The sequence below is a fragment of the Kribbella jejuensis genome, assembly GCF_006715085.1.
Classification (GTDB): domain Bacteria; phylum Actinomycetota; class Actinomycetes; order Propionibacteriales; family Kribbellaceae; genus Kribbella; species Kribbella jejuensis.
This window is the reverse complement of the sequence record NZ_VFMM01000001.1, coordinates 875,473-891,697: the sequence shown is the minus strand read 5'-3', so window position 1 is coordinate 891,697 and position 16,225 is coordinate 875,473. Positions and strand designations below refer to the sequence as shown.

At 68.7% G+C, this 16,225-nt stretch carries 16 protein-coding genes; 10 read left to right on the top strand and 6 right to left on the bottom strand.

Going from position 1 to position 16,225, the window contains the following annotated elements:
* The first annotated feature begins 76 nt into the window (after positions 1-76).
* From FB475_RS04235 to FB475_RS04220, 4 genes are read left to right on the top strand one after another with little or no spacing between them, the layout of a single operon-like run.
* Positions 77-1,078 (top strand): tripartite tricarboxylate transporter substrate binding protein, encoded by a 1,002-nt coding sequence (locus FB475_RS04235; protein ID WP_141852702.1) that lies wholly within the window; start codon positions 77-79, stop codon positions 1,076-1,078.
* Positions 1,075-1,566: a tripartite tricarboxylate transporter TctB family protein gene (locus FB475_RS04230; RefSeq protein WP_141852700.1), complete on the top strand. Its 492-nt coding sequence runs from the start codon at positions 1,075-1,077 to the stop codon at positions 1,564-1,566. The genes FB475_RS04235 and FB475_RS04230 overlap by 4 nt, the downstream gene beginning before the upstream one ends.
* Positions 1,566-3,047 carry a tripartite tricarboxylate transporter permease gene (locus FB475_RS04225; RefSeq protein ID WP_141852698.1) on the top strand — a complete coding sequence of 494 codons (1,482 nt, stop codon included), beginning with the start codon at positions 1,566-1,568 and terminating at the stop codon, positions 3,045-3,047. The genes FB475_RS04230 and FB475_RS04225 overlap by 1 nt, the downstream gene beginning before the upstream one ends.
* Complete coding sequence (locus FB475_RS04220; RefSeq protein ID WP_141852696.1) at positions 3,044-4,291, top strand: glucarate dehydratase family protein; 1,248 nt, start codon at positions 3,044-3,046, stop codon at positions 4,289-4,291. Before FB475_RS04225 ends, FB475_RS04220 begins: the two co-directional genes overlap by 4 nt.
* 212 nt (positions 4,292-4,503) lie before the next feature.
* Here the strand turns inward: FB475_RS04220 and FB475_RS38035 are convergent, their stop codons facing one another.
* Both FB475_RS38035 and FB475_RS04210 read right to left on the bottom strand, forming a co-directional pair.
* Positions 4,504-5,190 (bottom strand): FadR/GntR family transcriptional regulator, encoded by a 687-nt coding sequence (locus FB475_RS38035; RefSeq protein WP_141852694.1) that lies wholly within the window; start codon positions 5,188-5,190, stop codon positions 4,504-4,506.
* On the bottom strand, positions 5,187-6,302 hold the full coding sequence (locus tag FB475_RS04210) for an L-talarate/galactarate dehydratase (RefSeq protein WP_141852692.1): 1,116 nt from the start codon (positions 6,300-6,302) through the stop codon (positions 5,187-5,189). The genes FB475_RS38035 and FB475_RS04210 overlap by 4 nt, the downstream gene beginning before the upstream one ends.
* A 159-nt stretch (positions 6,303-6,461) precedes the next feature.
* Between FB475_RS04210 and glsA the strand changes: the two genes are divergently transcribed.
* The gene (gene glsA / locus FB475_RS04205) at positions 6,462-7,901 is read left to right on the top strand and encodes a glutaminase A (RefSeq protein ID WP_141852690.1); all 1,440 of its coding nucleotides are present in this window, start codon (positions 6,462-6,464) and stop codon (positions 7,899-7,901) included.
* 127 nt (positions 7,902-8,028) lie between these two features.
* On the opposite strand, the gene glmS is transcribed toward glsA, so the two are convergent.
* From glmS to nucS, 3 genes are all read right to left on the bottom strand, one after another.
* Entirely contained in the window at positions 8,029-9,849 is a 1,821-nt protein-coding gene (gene glmS / locus FB475_RS04200; protein WP_141852688.1) for a glutamine--fructose-6-phosphate transaminase (isomerizing), read from the bottom strand.
* A gap of 34 nt (positions 9,850-9,883) precedes the next feature.
* Positions 9,884-10,168 (bottom strand): hypothetical protein, encoded by a 285-nt coding sequence (locus FB475_RS04195; RefSeq protein ID WP_238331951.1) that lies wholly within the window; start codon positions 10,166-10,168, stop codon positions 9,884-9,886.
* 78 nt (positions 10,169-10,246) lie between these two features.
* A complete protein-coding gene (gene nucS, locus FB475_RS04190; protein ID WP_272952052.1) occupies positions 10,247-10,957 on the bottom strand; it encodes an endonuclease NucS in 711 nt (236 codons plus the stop codon).
* Between nucS and FB475_RS04185 the strand changes: the two genes are divergently transcribed.
* The 5 genes from FB475_RS04185 (at position 10,956) to FB475_RS04165 (ending at position 15,440) form a co-directional block, all read left to right on the top strand.
* Positions 10,956-11,279, top strand: coding sequence for a hypothetical protein (locus tag FB475_RS04185; RefSeq protein ID WP_141852683.1), 324 nt, complete (start codon positions 10,956-10,958; stop codon positions 11,277-11,279). The genes nucS and FB475_RS04185 overlap by 2 nt on opposite strands.
* Positions 11,276-12,157 (top strand): class I SAM-dependent methyltransferase, encoded by an 882-nt coding sequence (locus FB475_RS04180; RefSeq protein ID WP_141852681.1) that lies wholly within the window; start codon positions 11,276-11,278, stop codon positions 12,155-12,157. The genes FB475_RS04185 and FB475_RS04180 overlap by 4 nt, the downstream gene beginning before the upstream one ends.
* Before the next feature lie 81 nt (positions 12,158-12,238).
* On the top strand, positions 12,239-14,017 hold the full coding sequence (locus FB475_RS04175; protein WP_141852680.1) for a 3-hydroxyacyl-CoA dehydrogenase family protein: 1,779 nt from the start codon (positions 12,239-12,241) through the stop codon (positions 14,015-14,017).
* Between the two features lie 41 nt (positions 14,018-14,058).
* Positions 14,059-14,364, top strand: coding sequence for a hypothetical protein (locus tag FB475_RS04170; RefSeq protein ID WP_141852678.1), 306 nt, complete (start codon positions 14,059-14,061; stop codon positions 14,362-14,364).
* Entirely contained in the window at positions 14,361-15,440 is a 1,080-nt protein-coding gene (locus FB475_RS04165; protein WP_141852676.1) for a zeta toxin family protein, read from the top strand. Before FB475_RS04170 ends, FB475_RS04165 begins: the two co-directional genes overlap by 4 nt.
* Here the strand turns inward: FB475_RS04165 and FB475_RS04160 are convergent.
* The gene (locus FB475_RS04160) at positions 15,437-16,225 is read right to left on the bottom strand and encodes a phytanoyl-CoA dioxygenase family protein (RefSeq protein ID WP_141852674.1); all 789 of its coding nucleotides are present in this window, start codon (positions 16,223-16,225) and stop codon (positions 15,437-15,439) included. The two genes, FB475_RS04165 and FB475_RS04160, sit on opposite strands and share 4 nt — an antisense overlap.

Here is a 16,225-nt window from a genome sequence, read left to right as displayed (position 1 = left end):
CTCATCGGCCTTGGACACGCATGAAGCGCCGTCCCTACGCTCACGCAGACCACGCCCCGTAGAGGAGGACGAACCGATGGTGTCCAGCAAGCTCAGCCGCCGCGTCCTGGTGACGGCGGTCAGCGCCTCTGTCGTGTTGGCCGGCTGCGATGCGGTCAAGACGACCTCCACCGGCGGCAACGGCGACTTCCCGACCGGCAACATCCAGATGAGCGTCGGGGCTTCTCCCGGTGGCAGTACCGACCTGATCACCCGGGCGCTGGCCGAGGGCATCAGCAAGGACCTCGGCGTCTCGGTGCCGGTGATCAACAAGCCCGGGGCGAACGGCGCCCTGAACGCCAAGGAACTCCAGGCGGCCAAACCCGACGGCTACAAGATCGCCGTCCAGAACGCGTCGCTGTTCACCATCACCCCGTTGGCGGTGACCGCGAACGAGGTGGTCAAGCTGGACGACTTCGACCTGCTCGGCGGGATCTCGCAGGACGACTACGTGCTGATCGCGCCGGTCGGCTCGGGCTACACGTCGATCGCCGATCTGAAGAAGTCCGGCAAGAACATCAAGTACGGCACGACCGGCGTCGGGACCGGCGCGCAACTCGCGTCGGCGCTGACGTTCAAGCAGGCCGCGATCCCGGCGACCGACGTACCGTTCGACGGCGGCGCCCCGGCGCTGACCGCGCTGCTCGGCAGTCAGGTCGACGTGGCAACGATCCAGGTCGGCGACGGCATCGAGCAGGTGAAGGCCGGCAAGGTCGTCCCGCTCGCGGTGTTCTCGGCCGAGCGGATCAAGTTCCTGCCCGACGTACCGACGGCCAAGGAGCAGGGGTACGACGTGGTGGTGTCGCAGTACCGCTTCCTCACGGCACCGAAGGGTACGCCGGACGCCGTCAAGGCCAAACTCCTCGACGCGGCGAAGAAGACGTACGCGACCGACGCCTACAAGAAGTTCAACGACGCGCACTGCCTGACGCCGATCGAGGTGTCGCCGGACGAGGTGCGGAAGATCCTCGAGGGATATTCCACCAAGTACAAGGCGCAGCTCGAGCAGTACGGCATCTCGCTGGCGGCGAAGAAGTGAGCATCGACGCCGAGAGCCTGCAGGCCGAACTGGCCGAGGACCGGCCGCCGCACGCCGGGCCGTGGTCGCAGCTGGGCGCCGCGATCGTAGCCGGTGCCATCGGAATCGGCGGGCTGGTCGGCTCGGTCGCGCTCGGTCTGGGACAGTTGACGCACCCCGGGCCGGGATTGTGGCCGTTCGTGGTCAGCGTGGTCGTGACCGTGCTCGCCGTCGCGCTCGCACTGGTCGGCCGGCACGGTACGGACACCGAGAAGTTCTCCAGGGCGAGTGTGCTGACCGCGATCGCCGTACTGTCGCTGATCGTCTTCGCCGCCCTGCTGCCGACGATCGGATTCGAGATCCCGTCGCTGCTGCTGACGTTCGTGTGGCTGCGCTTCCTCGGCAAGGAGTCGTGGGTGTCGTCGGTCGTGATCACCGTCGTCACCGTCGCGGCGTTCTACGTACTGTTCGTGCTGCTGCTGCAGATCCCGCTGCCCAGGCTGATCTGATGGGCGCTCTGATCGACGGCTTCGGCGTCGTCCTGCAACCCACGAACCTGCTCTACTGCCTGCTCGGCGTCGTCATCGGCATGCTGATCGGCGTCCTGCCCGGACTCGGACCGGCCGCGACCATCGCCATCCTGCTGCCGATCACGTACGGCGTGCAGCCGGTGTCGGCGATCATCATGCTGGCCGGCATCTTCTACGGCGCCCAGTACGGCGGCACGATCACGTCCGTACTGCTCCGACTCCCGGGCGAGGCGTCCTCGGTGGTGACTGTCTTCGACGGGTTCGCGTTGGCGAGACAAGGGCGGGCCGGTACGGCGCTCGGGGTCGCGGCGATCGGTTCGTTCATCGGCGGCACGGTGTCGATCATCGGGCTGACGTTGCTCGCGCCGGTGGTCGCCGGAGTGGCACTGGACTTCGGTCCGCCGGAGTACGCCGCGTTGTCGCTGTTCGGCGTACTGCTGGTCGCGACGGTCGGAAACGGCGGGCGGTTGAAGGCGGTGATCGCGGCCGGACTGGGGTTGCTGCTGGCAACGGTCGGGCGGGACACGTTCACCGGCGCGAACCGGTTCACCTTCGACAGCCTGAACCTTGCCGACGGCATCGACTTCGTACCGATCGCGATGGGTCTGTTCGGGCTCGGCGAGATCCTCTACAACCTGGAGGAGCGGCACCACAGACAGCAGCGGCCGATCGCGGTCGCGAACGCCTGGCCGTCCCGGTCCGACCTGCGGCAGTCGCGGGGTGCGATCGCCCGCGGCTCGGTGATCGGGTTCGTGCTCGGCGTACTTCCGGGCGGCGGCGCGACGCTGTCGTCGCTGGTCGCCTACGCGGTGGAGAAGCGCCGGGCCAAGCAGCCGGAGCGGTTCGGGCGCGGTGCGGTCGAGGGCGTGGCGGCACCGGAGACCGCGAACAACGCGGCCGCGACCTCGTCGTTCATCCCGCTGCTGACGCTGGGGATCCCGGCGAACGCGACGATGGCGCTGATGTTCGGTGCGCTGCTGATCCAGGGCATCCCACCCGGCCCACAGTTGGTGACCGAACACCCGGACCTGTTCTGGGGCGTGATCAACTCGATGTACCTCGGCAACATCCTGCTGCTGATCATGAGCATCCCGCTCGTCGGGCTGTTCGTGAAGATCCTCAAGGTCCGGCCGGCCGTGCTCGCGCCGATCACCGTGCTGATCACGCTGCTCGGCGTCTACACGGTGGCGAACCAGGTGTTCGACATCTTCCTGGTGATCGTGTTCGGCGTCCTCGGCTACCTGATGAAGAAGTTCGGCTTCGAGCCGGGACCGCTGGTGCTGGCGTTCGTGCTGGGCAGCGTGATGGAGACCGCCGTACGCCAGTCCCTGCTGATCTTCGGCGGCAACCCGGCCGGCTTCTTCACCCGTCCGATCTCCGGATCCGTCCTCGCGGTCCTCGTCCTCGTCCTGCTGCTACCAGGCGTCAGGCGACTCGCCAAGCGGAAGGAACACGTGTGACGCGAATTTCCCGAGTCGAGCTGACCCCGGTCGCGTTCGCGGACCCGCCACTCCTCAACGTCGTCGGCGTCCACGAGCCGTACGCCCTCCGCACCATCGTCCAGGTGCACACGGACGACGGTCTGGTGGGCCTGGGCGAGACGTATGCGGCCGACGATCATCTAGAACGGTTGAAAGCCGTCGCGGGCGTCCTGCCCGAGTTGGATGCGTTCGACCTCAACGAACTCCGCCGGCGTGTCCGCGACGTCCTGACGGCCGGTGGTACGAAGGTCGGCGGGATGCTCAACCTGCAAGATCCGGCCGACGTGGTGCTGTCGCCGTACGAGGTCGCACTGCTCGACATCCAGGGCAAGGCGCTCGGGCGTCCGGTGGTCGACCTGCTCGGTGGTGCGGTGCGCGAGTCGGTGCCGTTCTCTGCGTACTTGTTCTACAAGTGGGCTGCGCATCCGGGTGCGGAACTGGATGAGTGGGGCGAGGCTGTCGACCCGGGCGGGATCGTGCTGCAGGCGCGGAAAATGATCCGCGAGTACGGGTTCACGGCGATCAAGTTGAAGGGCGGTGTGTTCGCGCCGGACCGCGAGGTTGAGGCGATACTGGCGCTGGCGGACGCGTTTCCGGAGCACAAGTTGCGGATCGATCCGAACGGCGCCTGGACCGTCGACACCTCCGTGAAGGTCGCGCGTGAGCTCGACGGGGTGATCGAGTACCTCGAGGATCCGACGCCGACGATCGACGGGATGGCGGAAGTCGCGCGCCGGACCGATGTCCCGCTCGCCACCAACATGTGCGTGATCGCCTTCGACCACCTCAAGCCTGCTGTGCTCGCGGACGCCGTCCAGGTCGTCCTGTCCGACCACCACTACTGGGGTGGGCTACGCCGTTCGCAACTGCTGGCCGGTATCTGCGACACGTTCGGCATGGGCCTGTCGATGCACTCGAACTCGCACCTCGGCATCAGCCTCGCCGCGATGACCCACCTGGCCGCCGCAACGCCCAATCTCATGTATGCGTGCGACACGCACTACCCATGGAAGACGGAGGACGTGATCAAGCCCGGTGTGCTGGCGTTCCGGTCCGGGAGCGTGCCCGTCCCTGACGGGCCGGGGCTCGGCGTGGAACTGGACGCCGACGCGCTGGGCGAATTGCACGAGCAGTACCTGGCATGCGGGCTCCGCAAGCGCGACGACACGGCGTACATGCGGTCTGTGGATCCCGGGTTCACCCCCAACACAGCGCGCTGGTAGCGCCGCGCCCATCAAGCAAAGGATCGCGATCCGCAGGAGATCTGATCGGTTGGGGAGGATCTCCTTCCTTTTCGGGAGGCAGATCCTCCCCAACCCCCGGCTCCCGATTCCACGTCGACCCAAGCCGGGACGGACCGCGTTCCTGCCGGTAGGTTGGGTCTGTGCCCAGTCTTGTGACGCCCGCACTGCCGGCTGGACGGTTCAGTGCGGGTTCAGCTCGGATGCTGCGTGCTGGTGAGTCGCCGCCGGGTGTTCGCGAGGTGCACCCGCACCGCCGCGCGGGCGCTCTCGGGGTCGGTGCGGGCGATCGCGGCGTGGATGTTCTCGTGTTCGTGGACGACGCGGGTCAGGTGGTCGGGGTCGGACATCTCGTAGACCGGGTTCAGGCGGGTTCGCGGCAACATGATCATCATGGGGCCGAGGTCGTTGATCAAGTCGGCGTAGAATCGGTTGCCCGAGGCAACGGCGACCTTCAGGTGGAACGCGAAGTCGGCTTCCACCGACCGCGCCGGGTCGTCACCGACCCGGCGGAACTCGTCGAGGGCTCGCGCGATCCCCTGCAGTTGATGGGCGGTACGCCGTGCCGCCGCCAGCCCGGCCGCTTCGCTCTCGACGCCGATCCGGAAGTCCATCAGCTCGAGTACGTCGCGGTGCGATCGGACCGCGCGCAGTCCCGCCGTACGCTCCGGAATCTCGAGCACGAACGAGCCGCGGCCCTGGAACGTCTCCACCAACCCGGCCGCCTGCAGTCGCGACACCGCCTCGCGGACAACGGTCCGGCTGACCCCGAACTCCTCGACCAGACTGTTCTCACCCGGCAACTTCTCGCCAGGCGCGATCTCACCGTTGAGGATCCGCTGCTTCAGATCCTCAACGACCTGGTACGCCAGCCCGCTCACGTGAACTCGCAGCGGTCGACCGTCCAGCGCGCGCACTGCTCGCTGGTGGTGAAGCCGAGGCCGGGGCGGTCCGGGACGAGCATCCGCCCGTCGACCGTCTCCAAACGCTCGTTGAACAAGGGATTCAGCCACTCGAAGTGCTCCACCCACGGCTCCCGCGGGTACGCCGCCGCGAGGTGCAGATGGATCTCCATCGCGAAGTGCGGGGCGAGCTGCAGACCGTTGTGGTCGGCAAGCGTCGCCAGCTTCAGGAACGGCGTGATACCGCCGATCCGCGGTGCGTCCGGCTGGATGATGTCGGCCGCCCGCGTCTCGATCAGCCGGACGTGTTCGCCGACGCTGGACAGCATCTCGCCGGTCGCGATCGGGGTGTCCAGCGCGGCTGCCAGTTCGGCGTGTCCGACAGCGTCGTACGCATCCACTGGCTCCTCGATCCACACCAGACCGAACTGCTCGAGCACGCGCCCGATCCGTAGCGCGGTCGGCCGGTCCCACTGCTGATTCGCGTCCACCATCAGCGGTACGTCGTCACCGAGGTGCTCGCGAACCGCCCGGACCCGCTCGAGGTCGATCCGGCTGTCCGGCTGCCCGACCTTGATCTTGATCCCACCGATGCCGTCGGCAAGTGATTGCGAAGCACGCTCCTTCACCTCCTCGATCGGCGCGTGCAGGAAACCGCCGGAAGTGTTGTACGTACGGACCGAGTCGCGATACGCGCCGAGCAGCTTGGCCAGCGGGAGACCGGCGCGCTTCGCCTTCAGGTCCCAGAGCGCGATGTCGATCGCCGCGAGCGCCTGCGTGGCCACACCCGAACGCCCGACCGAAGCGCCGGCCCAGAGCAACTTGTCGTACGCCTTGGCGATGTCCGACGGGTCCTCGCCGAGCAAGCCCGCCGCGACTTCCTTCGCATGCGCGTACTGCGCCGGACCGCCGGCGCGCTTGGAGTAGCTGAAGCCGATCCCCTGAAGACCGTCAGCGGTCCAGATCTCCGCGAACAGGAAGACCACCTCGGTCATCGGCCGCTGCCGCCCGGTCAGCACCTTCGCATCACTGATCGGTTGATCGAGCGGAAGTACGACGGACGAGAGCTGCACGCGGCGGATGCGGTCCATGCCGAGTGATCGTACAAGTACTCGACTTGTCCAACAAGTTGTCCGGTTGATGTGGTCGTAACACCACGTGACCGCGCCGGAAATACGAGCAGGCGAACCTGTTGCCGCCGACAACGCTGTCGCGAGTGCCCTGTCTGCCGCCGAGCTGGGGAAGGTGCAATGGAGAAGCTGCTCCGGTCATTCGAGAGTGTCGACAAGGACGGTGACGGCCGGGTCTGGACCTGGGAACTGCTCAGCCGGTTGGGGCAGGCGGGGATCGATCCGCTCGACCCGCGGGTGCGGTCGGCGTTGGCCGGTGCCCGCGACGCCGACGGTCGGCCGCTGCGGCTCGGCAGCGACCAACAGCCGGTGCAGCTCGACTATCCGGAGTTCGCCCGGATCGCGGAGCACGGCGACGGTGTGATCGCCCGGGCGCTGAACGGCGAGCTGGCGATTTCGCCCGCCGAGTTCGCGGAGCTCAGCCGGGGCATCGAGCAGATCTACGCCGACCTGCTGCCGAACCGGGACGGCGCGGTCGCCGACTACATCCCGACGCTGCGGGACGCCGATCCGGAGAAGTTCGGGATCGCGATCTGTACCGCGGACGGCCAGGTGTTCCAGGTCGGTGACGCCGCCGTACCGTTCAGCGTCCAGTCCACGTCGAAGCCGTTCAGCTACGCGATGGCGCTCGAGGAACTGGGCGCCGACGAGGTCGACCGCTGGGTCGGGACGGAGCAGAGCGGCGGGACCTTCAACGATCCCACGCTGTCGCTCGACCCGGACCGCAAACCGCGGAACCCGATGATCAACGCGGGCGCGATCGCGACGCTGGCGCTGGTCGGTTCGGGGAAGGCGCACAGCGAGCGGTTCCACACCGTCAAGGAGACGTGGACCGCGATGATGGGGCAGCGGCCCGGCTCCGACACCGAGACCTTCTACGCCGAGGACGAGACCGGGGACGGGAACCGGCAGTTGGCGTTCGCGATGGCGGCGAAGGGGCGGTTGAAGGGCGGCGGCGGACTGGCCGGGACCGCGGCGACGGCGCAGTTCTACTTCCAGGTCTGTTCGCTCGAGGTCGATGCGGCCCGGCTGGCGGCCGCCGGTGCCACGCTCGCGAGCGGCGGCGTCGCGCCGTACTCGGGGGAGCGGGTGTTCTCACCGGAAACCACCAGGCGGGTGCTGTCGGTGATGGGGCACAGCGGCATGTACGACGGTTCCGGCGACTTCGCCCACCAGGTCGGGCTGCCGGCCAAGAGCGGGGTGTCCGGCAACGTGATGATGGTCGTCCCGTCGAAGCGGCTCGCCGTCGTCACGTTCTCGCCGCGCCTCGACGCGGCCGGTAACTCGGTCCGCGGCGTCGAGGTCTGCAAGCGCCTGGTGAACGACTTCAACCTGCACCCGTACGGCGCTACCCAGCCCGAACGCACCCGCACCACCGAAGCCGCCCGCCCCCTCACCGAAGCCGACCGCAAGGCCGAGATGGCCCAACTCATCCGCCGAGCCCTGGACGGCATGACCCCCGTCGGCACCGGCACCAACCTGACGAGACAACCCACGCCTGAAACCGCAGAAGCCGCCACCGTCACCCGCCGGGCGCAGCCACCCACCCAACAGCTCTGAACACACCACCCGCAGTGCCGCACCCGCCGTGCCGCGCGGCGGGTGCGGCCACAGAGCCTCGGGATCGGGTGCACACCGAACAGTGCAGCCCCCGTCACGCGAAGCGTGACGGGGGCTGCGGGTTGTTCTACTCGACGGTGACCGACTTGGCCAGGTTCCGCGGCTTGTCGACATCGTGGCCGAGGGCAACAGCTGCGTAGTACGCGATGATCTGCAGCGGGATCGTGAGCAGGATCGGGTCGAGTTCCGGCTCGTTCTTCGGTACGACGATCTTCGCCGCGACCCCGTCCGGTACCTCGACGCCCGGGTGCGTGACGACGTACAGCGGGCCCGACCGCGCGCCGATCTCGTGCAGCGCGCCGATGTTCCGGTCGAGCAGTTCGTCGTCGGGGACGATCGCGACGCTCGGCACGTCCGGGGAGATCAGCGCGAGCGGACCGTGCTTCAGCTCCGAGGTCTGGTACGCCTCGGCGTGCCGGTACGAGATCTCCTTGAGCTTCTGCGCACCTTCCCGCGCGACCGGATAACCGCGGGTACGGCCAACGAAGAACAGCGACTCGTGCTGCGCGAGCCGGCCGGCGATCTTCGCCAGCTCCTGCTCCTGCGCAACGATCGCGGCGATGTGCTCGGGCAGCTTCTTCAGGCCCTCGATCAGCCGCCGGCCGTCGGCGGGGGAGACGTCCCGGATCCGGCCGAGGTGGATGCCGAGCATCGCGAACCCGACCGCCATGTTGGTCAGCGCCTTCGTCGACGCGACCGACACTTCGGGACCGGCGTGCAGGTACACACCGCCGTCGACCTCGCGCGCGATGCTCGACCCGACCGCGTTCACCAGACCGATGACGCGCCCGCCCTTGCGCTTCAGCTCCTGCACGGCGACCAGCGTGTCGAGCGTCTCGCCCGACTGCGACACCGCGACGTACAGCGTGTCCCGCTCGACCACCGGGTTGCGGTACCGGAACTCCGAGGCCGGCTCCGCGTCGGCGGGGATCCGCGCGACCTCCTCGATGAACTGCGCACCCATCTGGCCGGCGTAGTACGCCGAACCGCAGCCGAGGATCTTGACCCGCTTGATCTCCCGCGCCTCGCGCGCGTCCATGTTCAGGCCGCCGAGGTGCACGGTGTGGAAGCGCTCGTCGAGCCGCCCGCGGATCACCCGGCCGACCGCGTCCGGCTGCTCGTGGATCTCCTTCATCATGAAGTGCTCGTGCAGGCCGCGCTCGAACTCCTCGGCCTCCCACTCGACCGTCTTGGCGGTCTTCGTGGTCGGGGCGGCGTCCTGGGTGAACGTGCGGTACCCGTCGGCGCGGACGGTGGCCAGCTCGCCGTCGTCCAAGTAGACGACCTGGCGGGTGTAGCGGATCAGCGCGGCCGCGTCGGAGGCGATGTGCATCTCGCCGTCGCCGATGCCGAGGATCAGCGGGCTGCCGTTCCGGGCGACCACGATCCGGTCCGGGAAGTCCAGGTCGATCACCGCGATGCCGTACGTACCCTCGATCCGGCGCAGGCTGGCCAGCACCTTCTCCTCGAGCGTGTCGCCGTCGGCCTGCTCGATCAGGTGCGCGAGCACCTCGGTGTCGGTCTCGGAGCGCAGCTTGACGCCGGCGTCCTCGAGCTGGGCGCGGATCGCCCCGGCGTTGTCGAAGATGCCGTTGTGCACGACCGCGATCCGCTCGTTGCCGCTGGCGTGCGGGTGCGCGTTGTCCTTGCTCGGGCCGCCGTGGGTGGCCCACCGGGTGTGCCCGATGCCGAGCTTGCCGCCGAACCGCTTGGGCAGCGACGCCTCCAGCTCACGGACCCGGCCGGCGTCCTTGTGCACCTTCAGCTCGCTGGAGCCGAGGACCGCAACGCCCGCCGAGTCGTATCCGCGGTACTCCAAGCGGGCCAATCCGTCCACGAGGATGGGCGCGGCCGGCTTCGTGCCGACGTACCCGACGATTCCGCACATGTAGTGGGTGCCTTTCGAAAGGGTTTGGTGCCGGTCAGCCGTAGACGATCCGTCGCAGCTGCCGGGCGGAGAGTTCGGGTGAGCGGACCGGCCAGTGCCGGAGCTCGGCGCCGAGCCGGGCGAAGATCTCGTCGTTGCGGGCACCGTAGGTCTGCAGCTCACGGTGCCGGCGCCGGACGTACTCCTCGGTCGTCTCGGTGAAATAGGCCAGTACGTCGGCGACCACGCGCCGCGCGACATCCGCCGACAGTCCGGTCGTCCGGCTGACCTGATCGGCCAACTCGTCCACCGGCTCCACCGCCGCCGCCTCACTGATCACGGCTCCACCATGCAGTGTTTCGGGGTCCATGGCAAAGCTTCTGCCCGAAATCGGGCAAATTTCCTGCTTTGTCAGGATCTAGAAGAGTCGCAGAACGTCGGACTCCATGCCGCGCAGGAGGTCGTAGTCGACGGTCAGGCACTCCAGGCCGCGGTCGGTGGCCAGGAACTGGGCCTGCGGCTTGATCAGCTGGGCGGCGAAGATGCCGCGCACCGGGGCGAGCAGCGGGTCGCGGTTGAGCAGTTCGACGTACCGGGTGAGCTGCTCGACGCCGTCGATCTCGCCGCGGCGCTTGATCTCGACCGCGACGTGCCGGCCGTCGGCGTCGCGGAGCAGCAGGTCGACCGGGCCGATCGCGGTCGGGTACTCCCGCCGTACCAGCGTCCAGCCGTCGCCGAAGGTGTGCACGTGCTCGGCGAGCAGCTCCTGCAGGTGCGCCTCGACGCCGTCCTTGATCAGTCCCGGGTCCTGCCCGAGCTCGTACGCGGTGTCGCTGTGCACCTGCTCGAGGGTGATCCGGAGCTCTTCGCCCGCCTTGTTGGTGACGCTCCAGACGTTGTCCTCCTCCACCAGCTTGCACGGCGGGGACATCCAGTTCAGCGGTTTGTACGACCCGCCGTCGGCGTGGATCAGCACCGACCCGTCCGCCTTGACCATCAGCAACCGCGGCGCCATCGGCAGATGAGCCGTCAGCCGCCCCGAGTAGTCCACAGAACACGTAGCAATCACCAAGCGCACGACAAAGCACCGTAGTGCACGAGGGCGCAGGAGTGGGAAGGTGGTGAGCATGATGCCGAAGGTGAGTGATGAGGCGGTTGCGGCGTACGACGCGGTGGCGGCCGGGCTGGAGGCGGCCGGAGTGGTGCGCGGGAGCATGTTCGGGATGCCGTGCCTGAAGATCGGCAAGAAGGTGGTCGCCGGGATGTTCGGCGACGCCATGACGTTCAAGCTGCCGCCGGAGGCGCTGGCCAAGGCGCTCCAACTGGACGGCGTGGAGCAGTTCGATCCGGGCATGGGCAGGCCGATGAAGGAGTGGGTGAAGATCCCGCTCGACCGCTCCGACGTCTGGCCGGAGTACGCCGCCGACGCCTTGGAGTACGTGGCCCGATGAATCTCATGTGTCCCGCGCGGATTCTGCTGTTGCCGGGGGACGTCCAGGACGCGGTGGTCGGTGAGCGGGTGGCCCAGGTGTACGCCGGGCCGTTCGAGGCGGCGGCCGGGTCGAACCTGGCGGAGCATCTCGGCGTGAAGCTGACCGTCGTACCGGAGTTGACCCAGCGGCCGGACGCGGAGTTGCAGGCGATCGCGGACCTGCACCGGGGCGAGACCGTCGTCGTCCTCGGGCTCGATCTCGGCCTGAAGCTCCCCGCCGTCGTCGAGCACACCGGTGACGGATGGACGCGGGTCGCCTCGGACAACGAGGTCACGCTGGCCGCGTACGAGCAGGCCCCGGACAAGTTCCGCGACACGATCCCGCAGGATCCGAACAACGCGCTGATCGATCTGCTCGCCGCGCGTGTCGCGCCGCCGGCTCGGCTGCTGGAGCTCGGCAGCGGCACCGGCCGGGACGCGCTCGAGCTGGAACGCCGCGGCTACCTGGTACGCCGTACCGACGCGACTCAGGCGTTCGTCGAGATGATGCGGGCCGACGGGTACGCCGCCGACCGGCTCAACGCGATCACCGACGAGTACGGCGGCCCGTACGACGCGGTGTACGCGAGCGCGGTGTTCCTGCACTTCGATCGCGCCGAGCTGACCGCCGTACTGCGGAAAGCGGCCCGCTGCGCGCCCGTACTGGCGTTCGCGACCCGTGAGGGCAAGGGCGAGGAGTGGTCGAACCGGCATCTCGACCTGCCCCGGCACTTCGTCCTGTGGCAGGAGGAACCGCTGCGCGAGTTGCTGAACGCGACCGGATGGACCGTCGACGCGCTGACCCGGACCGACTCCAAGATCGGCTCGTGGTTCCAGGTCCTGGCGACGCGGTCGTGACTGACGAAGCCATGTGAGGTTGACCTCGCCGGTGACGCAACTCATGGGCGGACCAGTATCGGGACTGGCATAGTGCAGAGCATGGCTCGGGAATTGACGACAGTGGGTGTGGTGGGTCTCGGCACGATGGGCGCCGGGATCGCCGAGGTGTTCGCGCGCCACGGGTTGACCGTGGTCGGCGTCGAGCGGGACGAGGAGGCCGCCGAGCGCGGCCGCGGCCACATCCAGCACTCCACCGACCGGGCCGTGAAGCGCGGCAAGCTGTCGGTCGAGGACCAGCAGGCACTGTTCGACCGGGTCACGTTCGCCACCTCGATGGAGGCGCTGGCGGACTGCGACCTGGTGATCGAGGCGGTCGTCGAGCGGCTCGAACTGAAGCGCGAGATCTTCGCCGCGCTGGACAAGATCGTCCGCGAGGACGCGATCCTCGCCACCAACACCTCGTCGTTGTCGGTCACCGAGATCTCGGTCGCCACCCAGCGGCCGCGGCGGGTGGTCGGGATGCACTTCTTCAACCCGGCACCGGTGCAGGAGTTCGTCGAGGTGATCAAGACCGTGGTCACCGAGCCGGACGTGGTCGAGGACGTGCAGGCGCTGGCCCGCCGGCTCGACAAGGTCCCGGTGGTCGCGGCCGACCGGGCCGGTTTCATCGCGAACGCGTTGCTGTTCGGGTACCTGAACCACGCGGTGTCGATGGTCGAGTCCCGCTACGCCACGCGTGAGGACGTCGACGCGGCGATGCGGCTCGGCTGCGGGTACCCGATGGGGCCGCTCGCGCTGCTGGACCTGATCGGTCTCGACACGGCGTACGAGATCCTCGACACGATGTACAAGCAGGGCCGGAACCGGCTGCACGCGCCGGCGCCGATCCTCAAGCAGATGGTCACCGCCGGGCTGCTCGGCCGGAAGACCGGGCGCGGGTTCTACACCTACGAGTCGGCGGACTCACCGGTCGTGGTGGACGACGAGCACACGCCTGCTGTCGCCGGTGACGACGTCGCGGTCCGTACGGTGAAGCAGGTCGGCGTGGTCGGGTCCGGGACGATGGCGGTCGGCATCGTCGAGGTGCTGGCCAAGGCTGGGTACGACGTGCTGTACGTGGCTCGCGGGACCGAGAAGGTTCAACGGGCCCGGGCCGTGCTTGAACGGTCGCTGGAGAAGGGCGTACAGCGCGGGAAGTCGTCGTCGGAGGAGCGGGACGCCGCGCTGCGCCGGGTGACCGGTACGGCGAAACTCGACGACCTCGCCTCCGCCGACCTGGTGATCGAGGCCGTGGTCGAGGAGCTGAGCGTCAAGCAGGCGCTGTTCGAGACGTTCGACGAGATCTGCAAGCCGGGCGCGATCCTGGCGACCACGACCTCGTCGCTCCCGGTGATCGACCTGGCGATGGCGACCAAGCGCCCCGCCGATGTGGTCGGCCTGCACTTCTTCAACCCGGCCCCGGTGATGCAGCTCGTCGAAGTGGTGAGCACTGTCAGCACGGCCCCTGAGGTCGCCGACACGGTCGCCGCCGTAGCCGTTGCCGCTGGCAAGCACCCGGTCCGCTGCGGCGACCGCGCCGGCTTCATCGTCAACGCGCTGCTGTTCCCGTACCTGAACGACGCCGTCCGGATGCTCGAGGCCCACTACGCCGGCGTCGACGACATCGACGCCGCGATGAAACTCGGCTGCCGCCTCCCGATGGGCCCCTTCGCTCTCCTGGACGTCGTCGGTCTGGACGTAGCCCTGGCCATCCAACGCACCCTCTACCTCGAATTCCGCGAACCCGGCTTCGCCCCCGCCCCCCTCCTAGAACACCTCGTCACCGCCGGCTACCTAGGCCGCAAAACCGGCCGAGGCTTCCGCGACTACTCCAACTGACCCACCGCGAACCTACGCTTGCCTCGCGGGAGGGAGGCACGGTGCCGGACGAAGTGCGCAAGCGTCTGACGGACGCGCTCGGTGGGCGACCCGTCCCGCCGCACGGTCCCGCGGAGCGGGTCGAGCGGGAGCGGGTCCGCACGCTGCTCCAGTCAGTGGCTTCGTGTTACAACTCGCTCGCGGCACGCGAGACTGATCCGGAGCGCCGGGCCGAGCTCGTTGCGCAGGTCGGGTTCCAGGACAACGAGCTGCGGCGGCTGGACGCGATGTCGGGTGCGGAGCGACGTACCGTCATCAGCACGTATCCGGAGTTGCTGGCCCGGTTGCGGGCCGAGCTCGACGGATGATCGCCAGTAGCCGCCTGGAGCTCACGGCGTACGAGGCGCGGGCGCTGGTCGATCGGCGGCTCGCGCAGATCACCCCGGAACAGCAGCCGGTGCGGGCGCCCGGGCAGCGTCCGCTGGCGATGCTGATCGGCGGTCCGCCGGGCTCGGGCAAGTCGACAACGCAGTGGCTGCTGCAGGCGTCGCTCGGCCCGGGGACGGTCGCGGTGTACGACTTCGACGACGACATCACGGCGCATCCGCGGTACGACGCGATCATGCGGGCACGCGGGATCCTGGCCGCGGACGACATCGCGCGCAGCCTTCCGCCAGGCATGATCAGGCGCTGCCTGGAACACCTCAGGCGCGGCACGCCGCAGTACGACGTGATCGCCAGTGCGCCGCTGCACCGGCCCGAACTGGCGCGGGGCTGGGTGGACGGCTTCCGCGACGTCGACTACCGCGTAGCCCTGGTGTACGTCGTGACGCACGAGGCGAACTGCCGGCTCGGCCGGGCGGGCCGGTACCAGCAGGCCGTCGACGACACGGGCATCGGCCGGTGGGTACCGCCCGAGCGCGGCCGACTGGCGTACCGGCTGGTGCCCGGCACCGCGCAGACGATCGAGTCGGAGTCGTCCGTCGACGACCTCTACATCGTCGACCGGGACGGGTACGTGTGGTACGAGAGCCATCGTGGCGCGGACGGACTGATCCCCGAACCGTGGCTGGCCGAACAGCAGATCCTTGCCCTGCGCAACCTGCCGCCGACGCCGGCGGAGGACGAGTTGTTCCACGCGAGCGCCCAACCGCTGCTCGACCGCAGCGCAGAACTTCCGCAGTGGGTCGTCGCCGAGGTCGAGGCCGCGGTGACACAGCACGAAGCCCGCGGGAGACCGCAGTCCCACGGACTTGTGCTGCCGGGCCGCCTCGACGAGCGGTTGACCGATCTGCGCCGGATCACCGGAGCCGGCCTCGCCGCCCCGAGTGCCACCCCCAACCCAGATGCCGGTGCAGGTGCCGGTCCAGGTGGCGCCGGCGCGGGGTCGCGGCCGGGAGCGGCCCGGCCGCGGTCGGTCGGTGGCGGGGTGCGGGAACCCTAGGGCTCCATTTCGGCGTAGTCGCCGCAGGGGCCGCCGCCGAGGGCTTCGGGGAGGAGTGTTTCGCGGCGGTCGGGGCGGACGAGGGGGTTGTAGAAGGCGGCGATTTCCTGGCTGTCCTCGGGGATGTAGTGGAAGATCAGCGAACGGCGGAAGCGGTCCGCCGTGGAGTTCGGGCGGGAGCCGTGGACGACGCTGCCGTGGAAGAAGAGGACGTCGCCCGCCTTCATCCGGGTCTGGACCTTGCTCAGGCCGTCGGGAACCGGCACCTCGACGCTGGTGAACGACTCGGTCAGGTCGGCCGGCTCCGGGCAGACCAGTTCGGTCTTGTGGGAGCCGGGCACGACCGCGAGCCCGCCGTTGTCCGCGTCCACGTCGTCGATCGCGATCCAGGCCGCGAGACATGTCTCCGGATCCGCGCGCAGGAACGTGTTGTCCTGGTGCAGGGCCTGCCCGCGGGCGCCCGGCGGCTTGAAGTAGAACATCGACTGGGCGCCGAGCGCCGGACCGATCAGGGCCTGGACGACATCGAGGATCCGGCCGTCGAGCATCAGCTCCAGCGAGATCTTCCCCGCCTCGGTGCCGGTCGCTCGGTGCGGGTGCACGAACCGTGGGTACTTCGCCAGCGGGTCGTCGTCCGGTACGCCGTCGTCGATCGCGAGCGAGTGGTCGACGGCGACCTGCTCCATGAAAACCGTCTTGATCCGCTCGACCTCAGTGGGCTCGAGCAACTGGGGGACCTGGACGATGCCGTCCCGCTGGTAGATGTCCACGACTGTCTGGGTCAT